Source organism: Kitasatospora terrestris (assembly GCF_039542905.1).
Taxonomy (GTDB): domain Bacteria; phylum Actinomycetota; class Actinomycetes; order Streptomycetales; family Streptomycetaceae; genus Kitasatospora; species Kitasatospora terrestris.
Genome location: NZ_BAABIS010000001.1, coordinates 5,669,504 through 5,691,582, shown reverse-complemented (window position 1 = coordinate 5,691,582; position 22,079 = coordinate 5,669,504). Strand labels below are relative to the sequence as shown.

Genomic DNA, 22,079 nt, shown 5'->3' with positions numbered 1-22,079 from the left:
GCCGGCCGCGGGGCCAGTCTGCCGGGCCGCTGTTGCGCCCGGGTGTCAGTCGCGGGTCAGCTTCTTGTAGGTGGCCCGGTGCGGACGGGCCGCGTCGGCGCCGAGCCGCTCGATCTTGTTCTTCTCGTAGGACTCGAAGTTGCCCTCGAACCAGAACCACTTGCTGTCGCCCTCGTAGGCGAGGATGTGGGTGGCCACTCGGTCCAGGAACCAGCGGTCGTGGGAGATGACCACGGCGCAGCCCGGGAACTCGAGCAGGGCGTTCTCCAGCGAGGAGAGCGTCTCGACGTCGAGGTCGTTGGTGGGCTCGTCGAGGAGCAGCAGGTTGCCGCCCTGCTTGAGGGTGAGCGCCAGGTTGAGGCGGTTGCGCTCACCACCGGAGAGGACGCCGGCCGGCTTCTGCTGGTCCGGGCCCTTGAAGCCGAACGCCGAGACGTAGGCGCGCGAGGGCATCTCGACCTGGCCGACGTTGATCCAGTCGAGACCGTCCGAGACGACCTCCCACAGGGTCTTCTTCGGGTCGATGTTGGCGCGCGACTGGTCGACGTAGCTGATCTTGACGGTCTCGCCGACCTTGACGCTGCCGGAGTCCGGGGTCTCCATGTCCTGCAGCATCTTGAACAGCGTGGTCTTGCCGGCGCCGTTCGGGCCGATCACGCCGACGATGCCGTTGCGCGGCAGGGTGAAGGAGAGGTCGTCGATCAGGATCTTCTCGCCGAAGGCCTTGGAGAGCTTGTCCACCTCGATGACGATGCTGCCCAGGCGCGGGCCCGGCGGGATCTGGATCTCCTCGAAGTCCAGCTTCCGCATCTTGTCGGCCTCGGCCGCCATCTCCTCGTACCGGGCGAGGCGGGCCTTGGACTTGGCCTGGCGGCCCTTGGCGTTGGAGCGGACCCACTCCAGCTCTTCCTTGAGCCGCTTGGCGCGCTTGGCGTCCTTCTGGCCCTCGACCTTGAGACGGGACTGCTTGGTCTCCAGGTAGGTGGAGTAGTTGCCCTCGTACGGGTAGGCGCGGCCGCGGTCGAGCTCCAGGATCCACTGGGCGACGTTGTCCAGGAAGTACCGGTCGTGGGTGACGGCGACGACGGTGCCGGGGTACTTCTCCAGGTGCTGCTCCAGCCAGTTCACCGACTCGGCGTCCAGGTGGTTGGTGGGCTCGTCGAGCAGCAGCAGGTCGGGCTGCTCGAGCAGCAGCTTGCAGAGCGCGACGCGGCGGCGCTCGCCACCGGAGAGCTTGGTGACCGGCCAGTCGCCGGGCGGGCAGCCGAGGGCGTCCATGGCCTGCTCGAGCTGGACGTCGAGGTCCCAGGCGTTGGCGTGGTCCAGGTCCTCCTGGAGCTTGCCCATCTCCTCGAGCAGCGCGTCCGAGTAGTCGGTCGCCATCAGCTCGGCGATCTCGTTGAACCGGTCGAGCTTGCCCTTGATCTCCTTGACGCCGTCCTGGACGTTCTCCAGGACCGTCTTGGTCTCGTCGAGCGGGGGCTCCTGCTGGAGCATGCCGACGGTGAACCCGGGGCTCAGGAAGGCGTCACCGTTGGACGGCTGGTCGAGACCGGCCATCATCCGCAGCACGGTCGACTTACCGGCGCCGTTGGGGCCGACGACGCCGATCTTCGCCCCGGGGAGGAAGCTGAGCGTCACGTCGTCAAGGATGACCTTGTCGCCGTGTGCCTTGCGCACCTTGCGCATGGTGTAGATGTATTCCGCCACGTGAGATCGCTCCGGCGTCGTCGTGAGTAATCGGCTTGCAGCCTTCCATTGTGCCGTAAGCGGCCCGCGCTCCCGAACGGCCCGGGTGGGCCGCCGCGGGCGGACGCGGCGTTCCCCGGCTGCCCGGGAACGGACCGGCCCCGCCGCTCGCCGAGTGCGAGTGACGGGGCCGACGGCGTCCCCGACCGGTCACCGGTCACCGGGACCGGTCGGGGGAAGTGCGTCGATCAGGCTGTTCAGGCGCGGCTGTGGCGGCCGCGGCGGCGCAGGGCGTAGACGGCGGCACCGCCGCCGATCACCAGCGCACCGGCGATGCCGGCCATGATGCCGGTGCCGGCGCCACCACCGGTGGTGGCCAGCTGCGGGCCGGTCGGGCTGGGCGAGGGCTTCACCGACGGGGTGGGCGTGGCCACCTTGCAGTCGAGGACGCCCTTGAACTCCTTGACGAACTTGTTGGGCCCGGTGACGGTGATGTCGTAGGCCTTGTCCTCACCGACCGGGACGAGGACGGTCTCGGTCTTGCCGGGCTGGACGACGACCGACTTGCCGGGCTTGATCTCGATCGTGCCCTCCTGGTCGCCGGTGTTGCCGACGGTCACCTTGACGGCGTTGTCGACGCACGAGACCTCGGCGGTGGCGGACGGCAGGGCGCCCTTGGGCTGCCAGGAGGCCTTGACCTTCACCGGGACGGTGGTCCGGTCCGAACCGGCCAGGATCATCGTCTGCTGGTGGTCCTTCTCGGTGTAGCCCTCGCTGAGGAAGACCCGGCCGGTCGGGACGGCGGTGTTCACCGAGGCGGTCATCGACACCGAGCCCGCCGCGGTGCCGGCCGGCACGTCGAAGAAGAGCTGGGTGTCCTTGGCGATCGGGCCGTTGAGCGCCGCGCCGACGGCCTTGCCGTCCTTGCCGACCAGCTTGACCTTGCCGCCCGAGGTGTCGTCGGAGAGGGCGAAGTTGACCTTGTCGGCGCTGCTGTTGAGCGTGAACGGGCCGACCTTGGTACCGCTCAGGCCGGGCAGCGAGTCCGGGGTGAGGGAGAGCGAAGCGGTGGGCTCGTTCTTGATGCCCACGTTCGCCGGGCCGACCAGGTAGTTGCGCAGCGCCGCGGCCTCGTCGTCCTTCGGCGTGGCCTTCAGGTGGTCGGAGAAGTTCCAGATCGCGGCCTGGGTGCCGGCCGCGGCGTCCTCGGCGGTGAACTTGGCGGCATCGGCGATGCCGGCCTTCGCCGCGAGCGCCTTCAGGTCGGACTGCTTCGGGTAGGAGTTCTCGAGGATCCAGAGGATCTTGGCGGCGTCGCCCTCGCGGCCCTTGGCGCCGAGCGGGCTCGCGGCCCACGGCGACTCCCTGTACTTGGCCTCCGACTTGATGTCGATGCCGTGGCCGAAGTCGATGCAGTACGTGCGGATGGTCGCCTGGTCCGAGGTGACCATCGTGAAGAGGCCGCCGTCGCGCTCGCCGATGCCCTCGATGTCGATCTTTCCGCTGAGCAGCGTCGGCTGCACCGTGGCGGTGACGCCCCCGGTCGAACCGCCGTTGTCCGCCGCAGCCGTGGCGACGGAGCCGCCGACCACCAGACCGGACGCGGCCATGACAGCAGCTATGCGGGAGACGGCCCGCCCCTTGGTGTGGAACATGTGGGATCCCTTCGGGCCGGGCCATGCCGCCGGCGACCCGTCCCTGCAAAGCGGCGCCCCCTGTGACGCCACTGCACGTGTGTGGACCAGACGCATCTTATTGACATGGCGAATGCCGAAGCAGGCCGTAGCAAATCAGGACAGTACCGTGGCTATTTCGTTATCAAAGGTCGGGTCGGCCCATCATGTTGATGAGTCGACATGAAGTCACGATCCGTCAGAATCGGCTCCCGCTTTGCGCCCCGGACCCCAGGGGCGCCGCGAACCGGTCACTTCACCGCCTCGACCACTACAGCGTCATCACCCGCCCCTTCCGTCACACCTTCCGCGGAACTCGTCGCGACGGCCTCGCGCCGGGCCGCGACGGCGGCCACGATCCACTCCGGCACGGCGTCCTCGAGCAGCACCACCGGCCCGCCGGCGCCGCCCGCCGGCGCCTCGCCGCCCCGCCCGTCACCGGGCGAACTGCCGCGCACGGCAGCGGACCTGGCCTCCACCGCCCAGCGGAACGCGGAGGTGCCTCGGGCGAGGTCGTGGCCCACGGAGCGGGCGTCGATCTCCACCACCGCGCGCCGCTCGCCCTCCTCGCCCCACTCGCGCACCCGCAGCCGGCCGCTCACCACCACCGGGTCACCCTTGTTGACCGAGCTGACCACGTTGGCGGCGAGCCAGCGCCAGGCGATGACGGTGACCCAGGTCGTGTCGCCGTCCACCCAGTCGCCCCGGCCGCGGTCGTACCGCCGCTCGGTGGCGGCCATCCGGAAGTTGGCGACCGGCACTCCGGCGGGCGTCTCCCGGTACGTCACGGTCGAGGCGACATTGCCGACCATCGTCACCAGTGTCTCGTTCACCGAAATCCTCCTCGGGCGGGTAAATGTCCATCGGCACGGCACCGCCGGAATGCCCGGCCGGAATTCCGTCGCGAAGCGATGGTGCATTGCCGTCCGATTCACCGGCCACCGCCTCCGAATACCTGTGGAAAAACCCGCCCTGTGGACGGCCGGGGTAACTCCGAAGGGTGAACGGACAGCGGATGATGTCATTCCGAGCACGGCTTGACGTCGAGTCCATGACAACAAATCCCGGACTCGGACACTCCGCCGGTCCCCGAACGAGTGGCCGCCACCTCGGCCGGTCCATGTCATCCGACCGATGGAACCCGGGCCGCCCGCCAAATCGCCCCCACCGGGCTGCGGGGCCGGAGGTTTCTCCGCACCGAATCCATAACGGGTGGGGCGGCAGCCCCGTAACGAGTGCACAACGTCCGGCTCCCGGACGCCTCAGATCGCTGCACGCCCGGCAGTCACCTGCGATTATCGGACCGCTCCGCCGCAGCCGACACACCCCGACGGATCCGTGAACGCCGGGTGGAGTAACTCCACACCCGTATCCTGTCCCGGAACACCCGGCCGGCCAGGGCAAGGGTCCAGCGGGCCCCCATAGCTCAGCGGATAGAGCACCCGCCTTCTAAGCGGTAGGTCGCAGGTTCGAATCCTGCTGGGGGCACCACCACGCGCACCACGCGGCGCACTCGCACATCACCCGGCCCGCCCCGAGCGCGGCTCAGCGCGCCCGCGCGTCCGCCAGGTACGCGTCCAGCAGCGCCGTCTGCCGCTGGGCCGGGAACTCTGCCGGCGCGAACAGCGCCTGCACCACCAGCCCCAGCACGAAGCTCTGCGCCGCCGCCGCGACGTCCGCCGCGGGCCGGTCGGCGGGCAGCTCGCCCAGCTCCTGCGCCTCGGCCACCAGTGCGGTCATCCGCTCCCGGCCGCGCCGGTAGCGCGCGGCGTGCTCGGCGGCCAGCTCCGGGTCGGCGAGCGCCACGTCCCAGGAGCCGACCCAGATCCGGTTGCCCGCCGCGCTGTCCGCGTCCAGCGGCAGGATGTCCAGCAGCACCGCCCGCAGCCGGGGCAGCCCGCGCGCCTCGGCGGCCTGCTCCTCGGCCGGCCGGGGCCGCCCGGCGGAACGCTGGTCGAGGACGTCGAGGGCGTGCTTGAGCAGCGCCCGCTTGCTCGGGAAGTAGTGCGTCAGCAGCCCGGTCGAGGCGCCCATCTCGGCGGCCACGGCGCGCAGCGTGAGCCCTTCGAAGCCGCGGGCGGCGAGCACCCGCCACACCGCCCGGGACACCTCGGTGCGACGGGCGTCATGGTCTCCACGGGCTGGCGTCATGCACGCTATGGTACCTACCAAACGTTTGTTATGTATCAGTGCCGCCCAGGGGAGGAACCGCCCGTGTACGCCGTCCCGCTCACCGCGCCCGACGCCGCCGAGAGTGCCGAACTGTGCCCGCTGGAGCCGTGGCAGGCCGAGGAGTTCCTCGCCCACATGGACCGGGCCCGGGCCAACACCGACCCGTGGATCCCGTGGGCCTCGCGCTCCACCGACCTCGACTCCGCCCGGGCCACCCTGCAGGGCTACGCCGACCGGCAGGCCGCCGACACCGGCCGGATCTTCGGCATCCGGCTGGACGGCGTGCTGGTCGGCGGCGTGATGTTCGTGCACTTCGACACCCGGATGGGCACCTGCGAGATCGGCTGCTGGCTGGAGCCGGCGGGCGAGGGCCGCGGCCTGGTCACGGCGGCCGCCCGGCACCTGCTGGACTACGCGCTGGTCGAGCGCGGCCTGCACCGCGCCGAGTGGTGGAACTCCAGCACCAACCTCCGCTCGCGCGCGGTGGCGCAGCGCCTGGGCATGACCCAGGAGGCGACGCTGCGCGAGTACTACCCGCACAACGGGATCCGGCACGACAAGGAGATCTGGGCGGTGCTCGCCCCCGAGTGGAAGGCCTCGCGCTGACCCCGCGGCCGGCCGCCGTGAAAACCGGGTGACAGCGGGGCTCCGTCGGCCGGAGGATCGACGGTCGGCGCCGCCGCCGGGGCGGTCGAGCGAGGAGCGATCCATGGTCGAGCGCAGCACCGTCCCCACCCTCTTCCCGCCGCCCGGCTACGCGCACACCGCCGTGGTGGAGGCCGGCGCCCGGCTGGCGTTCCTGGCGGGCGCCGTCCCGCTGGCCGCCGACGGCGCCCTGGTCGGCCCGGGCGACCACGTGGCGCAGACCCACCAGGTGCTGGCCAACCTGGTGGAGGCGCTCGGCCACGTCGGCAGCGACCTGTCGCTGGTGGTCGCCTCGACCGTGTACGTGGTCGCCGACGGCCCCGGTCCGCTCTCCGAGGTGTGGGACGTGGTGAACGCGTCCGGGCTGAACACCGGGCCGCACACCTCCACCCTGCTGGGCGTCCCGACGCTCGGCTACACCGGGCAGTTGGTGGAGATCACAGTGACGGCCGTGGTGCCCGAACGGGCCGCTGTGGAAGGCTGAGCCGGTTCGACCACGGGCGTTCGGAGGGCTGGCTGTGAAGGTGATCGAGACCGGAGTGGCGGGTCTGCGGGCCGAGTTCGACGGCGCGGTGGCCACGCTGGTGCTGGACCGGCCCGAGCGGCGGAACGCGATGACCCTGGCGATGTGGCACGGCCTGCCCGCCGTCCTCGACCTGCTGGCCGCGCTGCCGGGGATCCGGGCGCTGCTGGTGACCGGCGCCGCCGGGACCTTCTCGGCGGGCGCGGACATCGCCGAACTCTCCGAGGTGTACGGCGATCCGGCCCGCGCCGACGCGTACCACGCGGTCAACGTGGCGGCCGAGGAGGCGCTGGCGGCGTTCCCGCACCCGACGATCGCGGTGGTGCACGGCGCGTGCGTGGGCGGCGGTTGCCAGCTGGCGGTCGCCTGCGACCTGCGCTTCGGTTCGGAGCAGGCGCGGTTCGGCATCACCCCGGCCAAGCTGGGCGTGGTGTACCCGGCCGGGCCGACCACCCGGCTGGCCCGGCTGGTCGGTCCGGCCCGGGCGAAGTACCTGCTGTTCTCGGGGGAGTTGGTGGACGCGGCCCGGGCCGAGCGGTTCGGCCTGCTGGACGAGGTCCTGCCGGACGGGGAACTGGACGCCCGGGCACGGGAGTTCGCGGGGCTGCTGGCGCGCCGCTCACCGCAGACGATCGGCGCGGTGAAGGCGGCGCTGGCCGGCCCGCCGGAGCTCGCCGCGGCCGCGGTGGAGCCGTGGGAGCGCCGCTCGCGGGTGGCGCCGGACGTCCGGGAGGGGCTGGCGGCGTTCCTGGAACGGCGTGAGCCAAAATTCTGATCGTCACACCTCAGACGATCGGAGCACCATGACCACCGCCGGCGCGTCCACCGCCGACACCCCCGAGGCCACCACCGGCGCGTCCACCGCCGACGCCCCCGCCCCCGGAGCCGCCGCGGCGCCTTCGGCCTCCGCCGTCTGGGCCCGCCGGGTCACCGACGGGGTGGAGCCCAAGAACGTCATCCTGGCGTTCCTGCCACTGATCGGCGTGGCCCGCTACGGCTGGACGGGCCTGGCCTGGGCGGCGTTCGCCGCGCTGTTCGCGGCGGTCGTCCCGACCCTGTTCATCCGGGCCGGGATCCGGCGCGGCAGCCTGGAGGACCGGCACGTCGGCCGGCGCAAGCGCCGGCTGGTGGTGATCCCGTTCATCATGGCGTCGGTGCTGTTCAGCTTCGCGGTGATGGTGCTGGCCGACGCCCCCGCCGACATGACCGCGATGGTGGCGGCGATGTTCGCCGCGCTGGTGCCGATCATGGTGATCACGGTGTGGTGGAAGGTCTCCATCCACACCGCGGTGGCCGCTGGCGCGGTGGTCTGCACGGCGGTCGCGCTCGGCCCGTGGTGGCTCCTGCTGCTCGCCGCGGTGCCGGTGATCGGCTGGTCCCGGGTGGTGCTGCGGGACCACACCCCGGCCCAGACCGTGGTCGGCGCGCTGGTCGGCGCCGCCACGGCCGGGCTCACCTTCTGGGCGGCCCGCTGACTTCCGGGGGGCCGGCGCCTAGCGGATCGGCATCCCCGAGATCGCCCGGGCGATGACCAGCCGCTGGATCTCGCTGGTCCCCTCGAAGACGGTGTAGATCGCGCTGTCCCGGTGCATCCGCTCGACCGGGTACTCGCGGGTGAAGCCGTTCCCGCCGAGGATCTGCATCGCCTGCGAGGTCACGTACTTGGCGGTCTCGCCGGCGTAGAGCTTGGACATCGAGCCCTCGGCGCTGGTGAACGGCTGGTTGTTGACCGCCATCCAGGACGCCCGCCACACCAGCAGCCGGGCCGCGTCGATCCGGGTCTTCATGTCGGCGAGCTGGAAGGCCACGCCCTGGTTGTCGATGATCGGGCGGCCGAACTGCACCCGGGTCTTCGCGTAGTCGAGCGCGACCTCGTACGCGGCCCGGGCGATGCCGATCGCCTGCGCGCCGACCGCCGGGCGGGACGCCTCGAAGGTGGCCATCGCCGCGTTCTTGCCGCCCTTGCGGACGCCCTCGCGGGCCCTGGCGAGCCGCTCGTCGAGCTTCTCCTTGCCGCCGAGCAGGCAGTGGCCGGGGACGCGGACGCCGTCCAGCACGACCTCGGCGGTGTGCGAGGCGCGGATGCCGTGCTTCTTGAACTTCTGCCCCTGGGCGAGACCGGGGGTGCCGGGCGGCACGATGAAGGAGGCCTGACCGCGCGCCCCGAGCTCGGGGTCGACGGTGGCGACCACCACGTGGACGTGGGCGATGCCGCCGTTGGTGGCCCAGGTCTTGGTGCCGTTCAGCACCCACTCGTCCTTGGCCTCGTCGTAGACGGCGCGGGTGCGCAGCGCGGAGACGTCGGAGCCGGCGTCCGGCTCGGAGGAGCAGAACGCGGCGACCTTGACGTCCTCCGGGGTGCCGAACATCTGCGGCGCCCAGGTGCCGATCTGCTCGTCGGTGCCGTTGGCCAGCACCGCGACGGCGGCCAGCGTGGTGCCGGTGATCGCCAGGCCGATGCCCGCGTCGCCCCAGAACAGCTCCTCCATGGCGATCGGGATGCCGACGCCGGACGGGTCGAAGAACTGCTGGGCGTAGAACTCCAGCGAGTAGATGCCGAGCTTGGCCGCCTCCTGGATGATCGGCCAGGGGGTCTCCTCGCGCTCGTCCCACTCGGCCGCGGCGGGCCGGATCACGTCGGCGGCGAAGCCGTGCAGCCAGTCGCGGACCGCGAGCTGGTCCGGCCCCGGGTCAAGCGAGAAGGTGCTCATGGACGAATGCCTCCGGTGGGAAGGGGCGGGCGGAGAAGGCGGGCCGATTCGGTGTCGTCCCACGCCACTGCGGTGTTACCTCGGGTAACATCGACGGAGTCTGCTACCCAGTGGTAAGTCCTGTCAACGCCCGCCGCGAGGAGTGGCCCATGTCGTCCGAGCCCCGACGCGAGCAACTGCTCAACGCCGCCGACCGGGTCATCCAGCGCGAGGGCCCCGGCGCCAGCATGAACGCCATCGCCGCCGAGGCGGGCATCACCAAGCCGATCCTCTACCGGCACTTCGGCGACCGGAACGGGCTGATCCGCTCGCTGACCGACCGCCACACCGCGGGCCTGCTGACCGCGGTGCGGGCCGCGCTCGCCGAACCGCTGGAGCGCCGCGACCGGGTCGAGCACGTGCTGGACACCTACCTCGCCGCGATCGAGTCCCGCCCGCAGGTGTACCGGCTGCTCACCCACCCCGAGCCGGGCGACCCGACCGGGGCCGGCAACGCACTGGCGCCCGCGCTGCGGCAGATCGCCGACGAGATCACCAAGGCCATCCAGGGCGAGGTCGACCTCGGCGCGGAGAGCCCGCTGCTCTCGGAGACCTGGGGCCGCTCGATCACCGGCATGGTGCTGGCCGCCGGCGACTGGTGGCTGGAGCAGCGGCCCTGCCCGCGGGCCCGGATGGTGCAGGCCCTCGCCGACCTGCTGTGGGGCCGGCTCGCGGCCGCCGGGACGCTGCCCCCAGCCGTCAACCACCTGGAAACATGAGTAGTGCTCACCTCTTGTGCGGTGCGGGTACGTGCGGCAGGATCGGCGCACACCCCCTCCCCCACACCGCCCGAGGTGTCCCGTGCGCGTCCGCCGTACCGCCGCCGCCCTAGCCCTGGCCACCGCGACCGTGCTCGGCGCGACCTGCGCACCGCCCGCCCTCGCCGCCGACCGGCAGGCCCAAGGGGCCCTGCAGCGCGCCGAGTTCCCGACCGGGACGCGCACCCTCGCCGACGGGCGCACGCTGTTCACCGCCGCCGACGGCCGGGTCCTGCAGCTGCGCGGCTTCAACGTCGACAAGTACGGCGAGACCACCGAGGCGGACCTGCGGGAGATCGCCGCGAGTGGCTTCACCCTGGTCCGGGTCGCCGTCTCGTGGACCAGGCTGGAGCCCGCCCGCGGCCACTACGACCAAACCGAACTCGCCGAGCTGCACCGGGTCCTGGACTGGGCCGAGAAGTACGGGCTGCTCGCCGTGGTCGACTTCCACCAGGACGTCTACGGGCCGAGGTTCGGCGGCGGCACCAACGGCATCCCCGAGTGGGCCACCCGGGACGACGGGCTGCCGTTCGTCCCCGACCCGGACGACTGGTTCGCCGGCTACTTCCAGCCCGCCGTGCAGGCCGCCTTCCGGCACCTCTACGACGATGCCGACCTGCGCCGGTGGCAGAGCGACTTCTACACCACCATCGCCCGCGAACTGCGCGGCCACCGGGCCCTGCTGGGCTACGACCTGTTCAACGAGCCGTTCGGCCCGGTCGACGGCGACCCGAGCGACCCGGCCGTGCTGGCCGCCGCCTCCGCCGCCCTCGAACAGGGCCGCCTCGCCGACATGTACCGCCGCCTGATCGCCGCGGTCCGCCGCGTCGACTCCCGTTCGTGGCTGTTCGTCGAACCCACCGTCCTGGTCGGCCAGGGCGTTCCCACCCAGCTGCCCGGATTCGCCGACCCCCGGCCCGGCGGGGACCGGATCGGCTACGCCCCGCACTTCTACGACACCGCGGTCGAGGCCGGCCGGGACTGGGACCCGGCCGGCGGCTTCGTCGAGGCCTACACCGCCGCGATCACCGCCTACCCGCAGGCCCACCGGCTGCCCGTGCTGGTCGGCGAGTGGGGGCCGCCGGACTCCCGCACCCCCGGCAACACCGAGCTGGTCCGGCGGCAGACCGCCGCCATGACGACCTTCGCCGCCGGCTGGACCATGTGGTACTGGTGCCACGGCAACGGCGGCTACTGCGCCGTCACCCCCGACGGCCGCCCGGCGCCCGGCAGCGAACCCGCCTTCGCCCCGTACGCCACCGCCCTCGCCGGCACCCCGGTCTCCGAGAGCTACCACGACGGCGTCTGGACCCTGGTCTTCGCCCCCGACCGCGCCCCGGGCCGGACCGCGGTCGCCGTCCCCGACGGCGTCCCGCTCACCGTCACCGGCGCCCGGTCGGTCGTCCACCGCGCCGCGGGCCGGGCCTGGATCCTGCTCACCGGGAACCCGGCGACGGTGGTGGTCACCGCCGGGCGCTGACGCCCTGCGGGGAGCGGCGCCGGGCGCCGCTCCCCCTCCGTCACGGCCGGTCCAGGCCGCGCCGCGCGAGCAGCGGGCCGACCTCGGGCTCGCGCCCGAGCACCGCCCGCACGCACTCCATCGCCTCCCGGCTGCCGCCGCGCGACAGCAGCTCGGCGCGGAAGCGCTCGCCGCTCGCCCGCACGTCCAGCCCGTTGCCGGCGAACCACTCGACGGTGTCCGCGTCCAGCACCTCGGACCAGATGTACGCGTAGTACCCGGCGCTGTAGCCGCCGGAGAACACGTGGTTGAAGTACGCCGTCCGGTAGCGCGGCGGGATCGCCGCCACCGCCAGGCCGGCCCGGTCGAGCGCCGCGGCCTCGAACTCCTCGGCGTCGCCGATCTCCTGCCCGGCGGGCACGGTGTGCCACGCCCAGTCCAGCAGCGCCGCCGCCAGGTACTCCACCGTCCGGAAGCCCTGCCCGAAGTTCTCCGCGGCGGCCATCCGCTCCACCAGCTCGGCGGGCAGCGGCTCCCCGGTCACGTGGTGGCGCGCGTAGTTGGCCAGCACCTCCGGCCGGACCATCCACATCTCGTTGACCTGCGAGGGGAACTCCACGAAGTCGCGCGGCACCTCGGTGCCCGCGAAGCGCGGGTAGGTGACGTCCGAGAACAGCCCGTGCAGGGCGTGCCCGAACTCGTGGAACAGCGTCCGCACCTCGTCCCAGGTGAGCAGCGCGGGCTCCCCGGCGGCCGGCTTGGCGATGTTGAGGTTGTTGACCACCACCGGGCGCTTGTCCAGCAGCCGGGACTGCGAGACGAGTTCGTTCATCCAGGCGCCGCCGCGCTTGGACTCCCGGGCGAAGAAGTCGCCGACGAACAGGCCGAGCGGGCTGCCGTCCGCCTCGAACACCTCGAAGACCCGGGCGTCCGGGTGGTAGGCCACCAGGTCGGGCCGCTCGGTGAAGGTCAGCCCGTAGACCAGGCCCGCCGCGTGGAAGACGCCGTCGTGCAGCACCCGCTCCAGCTCGAAGTACGGGCGCAGCGCCGCCGTGTCCAGGTCGTACTTGGCGGCCCGGACCTTCTCGGCGTAGAACGCCCAGTCGTGGGCGGCCAGTTCGGCGATCCCGTCGGCCGCGGCGGCCGCCGCGAGCTCGGCCGCCTCGCGCTCCGCGTTGGCGACCGCCGGGCCGACCAGGCGCGCCAGCAGTCCGTCCACCGCCGCCGTCGTGCCCGCGGTCTCGTCCGCGACCACGTACGCGGCGTGGGTGTCGTAACCGAGCAGCGCGGCGCGTTCGGCGCGCAGCGCGGCCATCCGGGCCGCCAGCGGGCCGTTGGTGTCGCGGGCCCGGCCGAGCGAGGCGGCGAGCAACCGCTCGCGCACCGACCGGTCGGTGAGCCGGGCGAGCTCCGACTGGTTGGAGAAGTTCTTCAGGCTGAGCACGTACTTGCCGCCGTGGCCGAGCGCCTCGGCGTTCGCGCCGGCCGCGGCGACCGCGTCGGCGGACAGGCCGTCCAACTCCTCGGCGGTGTCCAGCACCAGGGCCCGGGCCAGGGTGTCGGTGTGCACGTTCTTGCGGAACGCGGCCGAGTCGGCGGCCAGCTGGGCGTTGATCTCGCGCAGCCGCTGCTGCTGGGCCTCGTCCAGCCGGGCGCCGGCCCGGACGAACGCGGTGTGCCGGCGCTCCAGCAGGCGCAGCGACTCGGCGTCCAGGCCCAGCCCGGCGCGGTCGCGGTGCAGCGCGTCGACCCGGGCGAACAGCGCCGGGTCCAGGTCGATCGCGTCGTCGTGCGCGGCCAGCAACGGGCTGATCCCGGCGTCGAGTTCCTGCACGCCGGGGGTGGTGTCGGAGGCGTCCTGGTTCTCGAAGACGACCTTGACGCGGCGCAGCAGCGCGCCGGAGCGCTCGAGCGCCACCACGGTGTTGGCGAAGGTGGGCGGCTCCGGGTCGGCGGCGATGGCCGCGACCTCGGCGAGCTGCTCGGCCATGCCCCGTTCGAAGGCCGGCCGGTAGTGCTCCTCGCGGATCCCGGCGAACGGCGGTAGCTCGTAGGCCAGGGTGCTGGGCGAGAAGAAGGGATTGTCGCTCATTTCGCCGACCCTACGCGCTGCGCCCGGCCCTGCCTACAGGCCCCCGGCGGACCGTCAGTCGGCGGCCGCGGCCGCTCCCGGCCGCGCGGGAGGAACCGCCCCGGCGCGGCGCCGCCGGACCGTTGTCGGTGGGGCGCGCTAGCGTCGAGGTGTCCGAACTCCCGTCCGCCCGGAGAGGAGCCGCCGCCGTGCCGCCGCGCTACGCCCTGGTGCCCGACCCGCACGGTCCGGCCGGCCGGCTCCAGCCGCTCGACGAGGCCGGCACCCCGACCGGCCCGCCCGAGCACACCCCCCGTCTCGCCGACGCGGTCGCCGCCCGCGAGGCCGCCGAGCAGCCCCGCTGGGTCTGGGCGTCCGCCGACAGCGCGTACGCGCCGCTGCTCCCGTCGCGCCTGGCCCGCTGCCACGACGTCCGGCTGACCGAGGCGCTGCTGCTGGGCCACGAGGGCCGCTGGGGCGCGCCGCGCTCGCTCGGCGCCGCGTGGTCCCGGCTGCGCGGCCTGCCGGTCCCCGCCGACCTGCCGGAGGCGGCGAGTGCCGACGAGCAGGCCGGCCTGTTCGCCCCGGACAGGCTGCAGCTCCCGTCCGGCGCCGATCCGCTGGAGGCGCTGGTCGCCGTCCACGCCGACCAGCAGCGCCGGGTGCAGGCGATCGCCGATCCGGCGGCCCGGGCCCGGTTCCGCCTGCTGGTGGCGGCGGAGTCGGCCGGCGCCCTGCTGGCCGCCGAGATGGCGTTCGACGGCCTGCCCTGGCGGACGGACGTGCACGACGCCCTGCTCACCGAGCTGCTCGGCCCCCGCCCGGCCATTCCCGGCACCCAGCCCCGGCTCCTCGCCGAGCTGGGCGCCGAGCTGCAGCGGGCCCTGGGCACCCGCCCGTTCAACCCGGACTCGCACAGCCAGGTGCTGAAGGCCTTCGCCGACCAGGGCGTCCACCTCGGCTCGACCCGGAGCTGGGAGCTGCGCGCCGTCGACCACCCCGCGGCCGCCCTGATGATCCGGTACAAGGAGCTGTCCCGCCTGCACGCCGCGCACGGCTGGGCGTGGCAGGCGGCGTGGGCGCGCGGCGGCCGGTTCCGCCCGGAGTACGTGGTGGGCGGTGTGGTGTCGGGCCGGTGGGCGAGTCGCGGCGGCGGGGCGCTGCAGATCCCGCGGATCCTGCGCCGGGCGGTGACGGCCGATCCGGGCTGGCTGCTGGTGGTCGCCGACGCGGCCCAGCTGGAGCCGCGGGTGCTGGCGGCGCTGTCGCAGGACGCGGGCCTGGCCCGGACGGCCGCCGGCGGCGACCTGTACGAGGCACTCGCCGCGTCCGCCTTCCACGGCGACCGGGACAAGGCGAAGCTCGGCCTGCTCGGCGCGATGTACGGCCAGACCAGCGGCGACATCGGCCCGCTGCTGGCGACGCTGCGCCGCCGCTACCCGGCGGCGATGGGCTTCGTCGAGGCGGCGGCGCGGACCGGCGAGGACGGCGGGGTGGTCCACTCGCGGCTCGGCCGGGCGTGCCCGCCGCCGTCCGCCGACTTCCTGGACCTGACGGAGGCGGCCGAGCCCGGGGAGGCGGGCGGCCGTTCGGCGCGGGCCCGCGGCCGGTTCACCCGCAACTTCGTGATCCAGGCCAGCGGCGCGGACTGGGCACTCGCCCTGCTCGCCGCGCTGCGCCGCCGGCTCGCCGGGATGGAGTCCGGTACCGACCGCCCCCGGCTGGTGTTCTTCCAGCACGACGAGGTGGTGGTGCACACCCCGGCCGACCTGGCGGACGAGGTGGCGGCCGCCGTCGCCGCCGCGGGCGAGGAGGCCAGCCGGCTGGTGTTCGGCGAGACCCCGGTCCGCTTCCCGCTGACCACCGCGATCGTGGAGTCCTACGCCGACGCCAAGTGACGGGCCCGCCCCACCCGGCCGATCGGCCCGGCCCCGCCCGGTTCAGAACTTCCGGAAGTCCCGCGCCTGCTCGGCCGCCGCGACCGCCTCGGCGAGCGCCGCGCCCGCCGAGGCGGCGACCGCGGCCGCCACCGCGCCCTCCACGAACGGCGCGTCCACCAGCACCGCCGGCACCGCCGCCCCGGTCCGCTCCGCCAGCACCGCCCGGGTGGTCAGCACCGAGCTGCCCAGGTCCGCCAGCACCACCACGCCGGCACCCCGGTCCGCCTCGGCCAGGGCCCGTTCCACCAGGTCGGGGCTGGTTCCGAGCCCGCCGTCCGCCCGCCCGCCCGCGAGCGCCACCGGCACCGAGCCGCCGCCGAGTTCGCCGAGCAGCTCGCCCAGCCCCGCGGCCAGCGCCGCACTGTGCGACACCAGCACCACACCCACCGGATCCGCCATGCGGCCGACCATAACGCGGCCCCGCCCTCCCGGGAGTGCGACGCCACCTGACGTACCGTCGATCACCGGGGGACGCACCGAGCGAGAGCGGGACCGCCGTGAAGAAGCTGATCAACTCGCCGGAGACCGTCCTGCCGGACGCACTCGCCGGGTTCGCCGCCGCCCACCCCGAGCTGACCGTCGACCTCGGGGCCCGGGTGGTCCGCCGCACCGCCGCGCCGTCCGCGCCCAAGACCGCCCTGGTCTCCGGCGGCGGCTCCGGCCACGAACCGCTGCACGCCGGGTTCGTCGGCCCGGGGATGCTGGACGCCGCCTGCCCCGGCGAGGTGTTCACCTCCCCGGTCCCCGACCAGATCCTCACCGCCGCGCAGGCCGTGCACAGCGGCGCCGGGGTGCTGTTCGTGGTGAAGAACTACACCGGTGACGTGATGAACTTCCGGCTCGCCGCCGAACTCGCCGCCGAGGCGGGCATCGAGGTGCGCAGCGTCCTGGTCGACGACGACGTCGCCGTCGAGGACTCCACCTGGACCGCCGGCCGGCGCGGCACCGGCGCGACCGTCGCGGTCGAGAAGCTCGCCGGCGCCCTCGCCGAACGCGGCGCTCCGCTGGACGCGGTCGCCGCGCTCGCCGAACGGGTCGACGCCGCCTCCCGTTCCTTCGCCGTCGCCCTCACCGCCGCCACCACCCCCGCCGCCGGGCGCCCCGGCTTCGACCTCCCCGAGGACGAGATCGAGGTCGGCGTCGGCATCCACGGCGAGCCCGGCCGCCGCCGCGCCCCGCTGCGCCCGGCCCGCGAGCTGGTCGCGGAGGTGGTGGACACCGTCCTCGCCGACCACCGCCTGACCTCCGGCGACCAGGTGATCGCCCTGGTCAACGGTCTCGGCGCCACGCCCCTGCTGGAGCTGTACCTGGTCTTCGGCGAGGTCCACGCCCGGCTCGCCGAGCGCGGCATCCGGATCGCCCGCAACCTGGTCGGCAACTACGTCACCAGCCTCGACATGGCCGGCTTCTCGCTGACCCTCACCAAGGCCGACCCGGAGCTGCTCGACCTCTGGGACGCCCCCGTCTCCACCCCCGCCCTCACCTGGTCCTGAAGGAGCCCGCCGCGATGGACGCCGACCCCGGGGCCGACCCGGCAGCCACCCCGGGAACCCTCCTGGACACCGCCCTCGCCACCGCCTGGCTGCGCGCCGCCGCCGCGGCCGTCGAGGCGCACCGCGAGGAGCTCACCGCCCTGGACACCGCGATCGGGGACGGCGACCACGGCGCCAACCTGAGCCGCGGCTTCACCGCCGTCACCACCGCCCTCGGCGCCGCGCCGGGCCGACCCGGCGGCGCCCCCGGCAGCTCCCCGGGCACGGTCCTGAAGGCCGCCGGCACCACCCTGCTCTCCACGGTCGGCGGCGCCTCCGGTCCGCTGTACGGCAGCACCCTCCGCGCGATCGGCGCCGCCCTGCCGGGCCCGGCGGCCGACACCGGGCAGGTGGCCGACGCGCTCGCCGCCGGGCTGGCCGCCGTGCAGGCGCTCGGCGGCGCCGTGCCGGGTGACAAGACGATCGTCGACGCCTACGCGCCCGCCGTGGACGCCTTCCGCGCCGCCGCCGGGCGGGGCCTGCCGGCCGCCTGTCGGGCCGCCGCCGAGGCCGCCGAGCGCGGCGCCGCCGACACCGCCCCGCTGCAGGCCCGCAAGGGCCGCGCCTCCTACCTCGGCCCCCGCAGCGTCGGCCACCGGGATCCGGGCGCGACCTCCACCGCCCTGCTCCTGCGGGCCCTGGCGGACTGCGCGGCGGTCAGTGGTCGGTCCGGGTGATCAGCAGCAGCAGCGCGTCGTCCCCCAGCTCCCCGCCGGTGTGGACCAGCAGGTCCGCGTAGATCCGCCCGACCGCGCTCTCCAGCTCCGCCAGCGACCGGGCCGCGCCGCGGACCAGCGGGCCGACCCGTTCGGCCAGCGGGTAGAAGTCCCCGCTGCGGTGGTGCCGCGCCTCGACCACGCCGTCCGTGCACAGCACCAGCACGTCGTCCGTCCCGAACGGCACCGGGATCACGGTCGGTTCCCCCGCCGCGAGCTGCCCGAGCCCGATCGGGACCCACGGCTCCGGCGCCTCCAGCACCTCGGCCGTGCCGTCCCGCCCCACCTTGATCGGCGGCACATGCCCGAAGTGCAGCAGCTCGACCACGCCCGGCCGGTCGAACCCGGCGAACAGCGCCGTCGTGAACTCGCCGTCCGGTACGTGCCGCTCGACGCTCGCCTCGATCCGTTCGGCGACCGAGGTGAGCTTCTCCTCGTCGTACGCGGCCTCGCGGAACGCGCCGAGCACCACCGCCGCGGTCTGCACCGCGCCCAGCCCCTTGCCCCGGACGTCGCCGACCAGCACCCGCACCCCGTGCGGGGTGTCGAGCACCGAGTACAGGTCCCCGCCGATCCGCGCCGCGTCGGCCGCCGAGACGTACCGGACGGCGAGGCGCAGCGGCCCGACCGTGGGCGGCGGCTGGCGCAGCAGCGCCCGCTGGGCGGCCTCCGCGACCGAGCTGACGGCGGCGAAGGCCGCCGCTCTTCGCATCCGGACCTCGGCCACCCAGGCGCTGAAGACGGTCAGCAGCACGTAGCTGACCATCGCGCCGAACAGGAAGCGGCCGTCGTTGAGGCTGGTCACCTGGTCGTGGTTGCTCAGGCCGAGCAGGGCCAGGAACCCGAGGAAGCTGACGGCGAGGAGTTCCAGCGGCTTCAGCGTGAGGCCCGCGATCGAGGGGACCACCACCATCAGCGGGGCGAGGTACCGGTCCTGGCCGGAGAAGAAGTCCGCCAAGGAGACGATCAGCACCGCCAGCAGGGCGGGGGTGGCCCGGCGCAGGAAGGAGAGGTCCTGCAGGTCGGTGGCGAGCAGCGCGCTCCTGCGCCGGGCTGCCGGCAGGGCGCCCGCCCGGGGGGCCGTCGTCCGTCCACGGCGATTCAGGGGCACCTTCCGAACATATCGGACATGCCACTGCCCCGCGCCGCGCTGCGGGACGGCATGAGCGGCATCGCGGTCCGGCCGGTCGCCCGGACCACGGCCGGCGACTTCCAGGGGCAGCTCTCCGCGCTCGGCCGCATGCCCGACCCGACCGGGCAGCAGGTGCACCTCCACACCACGTACGACACGCCGGGGTCTGGCCCTCGTCCCGCTCGGCGGCCCGCCCTGGCCGCGGACGCCGGCCTGGCACGACCGGGCCGCCGGCGCCGCCACCGACTGACGCCGCGCGTCCGGGTCACGGACACACCCCGACGGAGCACCGAATCGGGCGAATCCTCCCGCTCCGGCTACTGTCTGCTCGCGGCCGGCCGCCATGCTGCGTTCCGGAGCACCGGTCCGCACCCGCCCCACCCACCGACGGGAATACCCTAGGGGGGTATGGTGTTGGAAGAAGTACAGAGCCCCCGGGAGGTCACCATGTCGAGCACCGTCACCTACACCGTCAGCGGGATGAGCTGCGGCCACTGCGAGAAGTCGATCAGCGAGGAGGTCTCCGGCCTGGCCGGCGTGACCGCCGTGGCCGCCGACGCCAAGGCCGGCACCGTCACCGTCTCCTCCGAGGCCCCGCTCGACGAGGACGAGGTGCGCGCCGCGATCGACGAGGCCGGCTACGAGCTGACCGGCCGCGCCGCCTGACCCCGCGGGGGCGGCTCCGGTCCCGCCCCCGCCCCGCCGCCCGGCCGCGCACCATGGAGAGCAGCACCGTGAGGAGCAGCGCATGAGCACCACCACGCCCGGCACGACCGCCGAGCCGTTCCGCGACAGCGTCGAGCTGTCCATCGGCGGCATGACCTGTGCCTCGTGCGCCGCGCGGATCGAGAAGAAGCTCAACCGGATGGACGGCGTCCAGGCGACGGTCAACTTCGCCACCGAGAAGGCGAAGGTCTCCTTCGCCACCGAGGTGAGCGTCGAGGACCTGATCGCCACCGTCGAGCGGACCGGCTACACCGCCGAACTCCCCCCGCCGCCCGCCCCGGCCGCCGAGCCCGAGCAGCCGCCCGCCGCCGAGCCCGACCCGCTGCGCGAGCGGCTGCTGGTCTCGGCCGCCCTCTCGCTGCCCGTCGTGCTGCTCTCCATGGTCCCGGCCCTGCAGTTCGACAACTGGCAGTGGCTGGCCTTCGCGCTGACCGGCCCGGTCGTGGTCTACGGCGGGTGGCCGTTCCACCGGGCCGCCTGGACCAACCTGCGGCACGGCGCCGCGACGATGGACACCCTGGTCTCGCTCGGCACCCTGGCCGCCTTCGGCTGGTCGGTGTGGGCGCTGTTCTGGGGCGACGCCGGGATGCCCGGGATGCGGCACGGCTTCACGCTCGCCGTCGGCGGCGGCGACGCCGCCTCCACGCTCTACCTGGAGACCGCCGCGGCGGTCACCACGCTGATCCTGCTCGGCCGCTGGCTGGAGGCCCGTTCCAAGCGTCGCGCGGGCGCCGCGCTGCATGCGCTGCTCGACCTCGGCGCCAAGGACGTCGCGGTGCTGCGGGGCGGACGCGAGGTGCGCGTCCCGGTCGCCGAACTCGCCGTGGGCGACAGCTTCGTGGTCCGGCCCGGCGAGAAGATCGCCACCGACGGGGTGGTGGTCGAGGGCACCTCCGCGGTGGACGCCTCGATGCTCACCGGGGAGTCCGTCCCGGTCGAGGTCGGGCCCGGCGCCACCGTCACCGGCGCCACCGTCAACGCCGGCGGCCGCCTGGTCGTCGAGGCCACCCGGGTCGGCGCCGACACCCAGCTCGCCCGGATGGCCGGGCTCGTCGAGGACGCGCAGAACGGCAAGGCCGCCGCCCAGCGCCTCGCCGACCGGATCTCCGCCGTCTTCGTCCCCGTGGTGATCCTGATCGCCCTCGGCACCCTGGTCGCCTGGCTGCTGGTCTCGGACAGCCCCACCGAGGCTTTCACCGCCGCCGTGGCGGTGCTGATCATCGCCTGCCCGTGCGCCCTGGGCCTGGCCACCCCGACCGCCCTCATGGTCGGCACCGGCCGCGGCGCCCAGCTCGGCATCCTGATCAAGGGCCCGCAGGTCCTGGAGAACACCCGCAGGGCCGACACCGTCGTCCTGGACAAGACCGGCACCGTCACCACCGGCCGGATGACCCTGCTCGCCGTCCACACCGCCCAGGACACCGACGAGACCCAGGTACTGCGCCTGGCCGGCGCCCTGGAACACGCCTCCGAACACCCGATCGCCCGCGCCGTCGCCACCGCCGCCACCGACAGGCTCGCCGCCCTGCCCGCCGTCGACGACTTCCAGAACGTCCCCGGCCTCGGCGTCCGGGGCACCGTGGACGGACACACCGTCCTCGCCGGCCGCGAGGCGCTGCTCGCCGACCGGGCCCAGCACCTGCCGCCCGAGCTGGCCGCGGCCAAGACCGCGGCCGAACGCGCCGGCCGCACCGCCGTCGCGGTCGGCTGGGACGGCCGGGCCCGCGCCGTCCTGGAGGTCGCCGACGCGGTCAAGGACACCAGCGCCGAAGCCGTCGCCCGGCTGCGCGCACTCGGCCTGACCCCCATCCTGCTCACCGGCGACAACCGGCTCGTCGCCGAGGCCGTCGCCGCCGAGGTCGGCATCGCCCCCGAACAGGTGATCGCCGAGGTCCTGCCCCAGGACAAGGTCGCCGCCGTGCAACGCCTCCAGGACCAGGGCCGGGTCGTGGCCATGGTCGGCGACGGGGTCAACGACGCCGCCGCCCTCGCCCAGGCCGACCTGGGCCTGGCGATGGGCACCGGCACCGACGCCGCGATCGAGGCGGCCGACCTCACCCTGGTCCGCGGCGACCTGCGCGCCGCCGCCGACGCGATCCGCCTCGCCCGCCGCACCCTGGCCACCATCAAGGGCAACCTGTTCTGGGCCTTCGCCTACAACATCGCCGCCCTGCCGCTCGCCGCCGCCGGCCTGCTCAACCCGATGATCGCCGGCGCCGCAATGGCCTTCTCCTCGGTCTTCGTGGTGACCAACAGCCTGCGGCTGCGCAAGTTCCGGGCGGCGGCGGTCTGA

At 74.0% G+C, this 22,079-nt stretch carries 19 protein-coding genes and 1 tRNA gene; 12 read left to right on the top strand and 8 right to left on the bottom strand.

From position 1 onward, the window contains the following. Positions 1 to 45: 45 nt before the first annotated feature. From ettA to ABEB06_RS26150, 3 genes are all read right to left on the bottom strand, one after another. Positions 46 to 1,710: an energy-dependent translational throttle protein EttA gene (gene ettA / locus ABEB06_RS26160; protein ID WP_345699332.1), complete on the bottom strand. Its 1,665-nt coding sequence runs from the start codon at positions 1,708 to 1,710 to the stop codon at positions 46 to 48. 236 nt (positions 1,711 to 1,946) lie between these two features. After that, positions 1,947 to 3,344, bottom strand: coding sequence for a Cys-Gln thioester bond-forming surface protein (locus ABEB06_RS26155; protein WP_345699331.1), 1,398 nt, complete (start codon positions 3,342 to 3,344; stop codon positions 1,947 to 1,949). Between the two features lie 269 nt (positions 3,345 to 3,613). Beyond that, complete coding sequence (locus ABEB06_RS26150; RefSeq protein WP_345699330.1) at positions 3,614 to 4,195, bottom strand: single-stranded DNA-binding protein; 582 nt, start codon at positions 4,193 to 4,195, stop codon at positions 3,614 to 3,616. A gap of 582 nt (positions 4,196 to 4,777) precedes the next feature. Here ABEB06_RS26150 and ABEB06_RS26145 point away from each other — a divergent pair. Next, a tRNA-Arg gene (locus ABEB06_RS26145) sits at positions 4,778 to 4,853 on the top strand. 54 nt (positions 4,854 to 4,907) lie between these two features. On the opposite strand, the gene ABEB06_RS26140 is transcribed toward ABEB06_RS26145, so the two are convergent. Next, on the bottom strand, positions 4,908 to 5,513 hold the full coding sequence (locus ABEB06_RS26140) for a TetR/AcrR family transcriptional regulator (RefSeq protein WP_345699329.1): 606 nt from the start codon (positions 5,511 to 5,513) through the stop codon (positions 4,908 to 4,910). A gap of 63 nt (positions 5,514 to 5,576) precedes the next feature. Between ABEB06_RS26140 and ABEB06_RS26135 the strand changes: the two genes are divergently transcribed. The 4 genes from ABEB06_RS26135 (at position 5,577) to ABEB06_RS26120 (ending at position 8,177) form a co-directional block, all read left to right on the top strand. After that, complete coding sequence (locus ABEB06_RS26135; RefSeq protein WP_345699328.1) at positions 5,577 to 6,140, top strand: GNAT family N-acetyltransferase; 564 nt, start codon at positions 5,577 to 5,579, stop codon at positions 6,138 to 6,140. Positions 6,141 to 6,243: 103 nt separating this feature from the next. Beyond that, positions 6,244 to 6,663, top strand: a complete 420-nt coding sequence (locus ABEB06_RS26130; RefSeq protein WP_345699327.1) for a RidA family protein — start codon at positions 6,244 to 6,246, stop codon at positions 6,661 to 6,663. Between the two features lie 40 nt (positions 6,664 to 6,703). After that, entirely contained in the window at positions 6,704 to 7,477 is a 774-nt protein-coding gene (locus ABEB06_RS26125) for an enoyl-CoA hydratase/isomerase family protein (RefSeq protein ID WP_425559802.1), read from the top strand. A gap of 28 nt (positions 7,478 to 7,505) precedes the next feature. Beyond that, entirely contained in the window at positions 7,506 to 8,177 is a 672-nt protein-coding gene (locus ABEB06_RS26120) for a phosphatase PAP2 family protein (protein ID WP_345699326.1), read from the top strand. 18 nt (positions 8,178 to 8,195) lie between these two features. Here the strand turns inward: ABEB06_RS26120 and ABEB06_RS26115 are convergent, their stop codons facing one another. Continuing rightward, positions 8,196 to 9,413 (bottom strand): acyl-CoA dehydrogenase family protein, encoded by a 1,218-nt coding sequence (locus tag ABEB06_RS26115; RefSeq protein ID WP_345699325.1) that lies wholly within the window; start codon positions 9,411 to 9,413, stop codon positions 8,196 to 8,198. A gap of 149 nt (positions 9,414 to 9,562) precedes the next feature. Between ABEB06_RS26115 and ABEB06_RS26110 the strand changes: the two genes are divergently transcribed. Together ABEB06_RS26110 and ABEB06_RS26105 are read left to right on the top strand one after the other, a co-directional pair. Further along, positions 9,563 to 10,171 carry a TetR/AcrR family transcriptional regulator gene (locus ABEB06_RS26110; protein ID WP_345699324.1) on the top strand — a complete coding sequence of 203 codons (609 nt, stop codon included), beginning with the start codon at positions 9,563 to 9,565 and terminating at the stop codon, positions 10,169 to 10,171. Positions 10,172 to 10,253: 82 nt separating this feature from the next. Continuing rightward, positions 10,254 to 11,690 (top strand): cellulase family glycosylhydrolase, encoded by a 1,437-nt coding sequence (locus ABEB06_RS26105; protein WP_345699323.1) that lies wholly within the window; start codon positions 10,254 to 10,256, stop codon positions 11,688 to 11,690. 40 nt (positions 11,691 to 11,730) lie between these two features. On the opposite strand, the gene ABEB06_RS26100 is transcribed toward ABEB06_RS26105, so the two are convergent. After that, entirely contained in the window at positions 11,731 to 13,761 is a 2,031-nt protein-coding gene (locus ABEB06_RS26100) for a M3 family metallopeptidase (protein WP_345699322.1), read from the bottom strand. A gap of 188 nt (positions 13,762 to 13,949) precedes the next feature. On the opposite strand from ABEB06_RS26100, the gene ABEB06_RS26095 reads away from it, so the two are divergent. Next, complete coding sequence (locus ABEB06_RS26095; RefSeq protein WP_345699321.1) at positions 13,950 to 15,638, top strand: bifunctional 3'-5' exonuclease/DNA polymerase; 1,689 nt, start codon at positions 13,950 to 13,952, stop codon at positions 15,636 to 15,638. Between the two features lie 42 nt (positions 15,639 to 15,680). On the opposite strand, the gene dhaM is transcribed toward ABEB06_RS26095, so the two are convergent. Then, positions 15,681 to 16,079, bottom strand: a complete 399-nt coding sequence (dhaM, locus tag ABEB06_RS26090; RefSeq protein WP_345699320.1) for a dihydroxyacetone kinase phosphoryl donor subunit DhaM — start codon at positions 16,077 to 16,079, stop codon at positions 15,681 to 15,683. A 98-nt stretch (positions 16,080 to 16,177) separates the two neighbouring features. On the opposite strand from dhaM, the gene dhaK reads away from it, so the two are divergent. Both dhaK and dhaL read left to right on the top strand, forming a co-directional pair. Next, entirely contained in the window at positions 16,178 to 17,173 is a 996-nt protein-coding gene (gene dhaK / locus ABEB06_RS26085; protein WP_345699319.1) for a dihydroxyacetone kinase subunit DhaK, read from the top strand. A gap of 14 nt (positions 17,174 to 17,187) precedes the next feature. Next, the gene (gene dhaL / locus ABEB06_RS26080; RefSeq protein WP_345699318.1) at positions 17,188 to 17,889 is read left to right on the top strand and encodes a dihydroxyacetone kinase subunit DhaL; all 702 of its coding nucleotides are present in this window, start codon (positions 17,188 to 17,190) and stop codon (positions 17,887 to 17,889) included. On the opposite strand, the gene ABEB06_RS26075 is transcribed toward dhaL, so the two are convergent. Beyond that, positions 17,870 to 19,039: a PP2C family protein-serine/threonine phosphatase gene (locus ABEB06_RS26075; protein WP_345699317.1), complete on the bottom strand. Its 1,170-nt coding sequence runs from the start codon at positions 19,037 to 19,039 to the stop codon at positions 17,870 to 17,872. The genes dhaL and ABEB06_RS26075 overlap by 20 nt on opposite strands. 429 nt (positions 19,040 to 19,468) lie before the next feature. Between ABEB06_RS26075 and ABEB06_RS26070 the strand changes: the two genes are divergently transcribed. Further along, a complete protein-coding gene (locus ABEB06_RS26070) occupies positions 19,469 to 19,726 on the top strand; it encodes a heavy-metal-associated domain-containing protein (protein ID WP_345699316.1) in 258 nt (85 codons plus the stop codon). Positions 19,727 to 19,808: 82 nt separating this feature from the next. Beyond that, positions 19,809 to 22,079 (top strand): heavy metal translocating P-type ATPase, encoded by a 2,271-nt coding sequence (locus tag ABEB06_RS26065; protein ID WP_345699315.1) that lies wholly within the window; start codon positions 19,809 to 19,811, stop codon positions 22,077 to 22,079.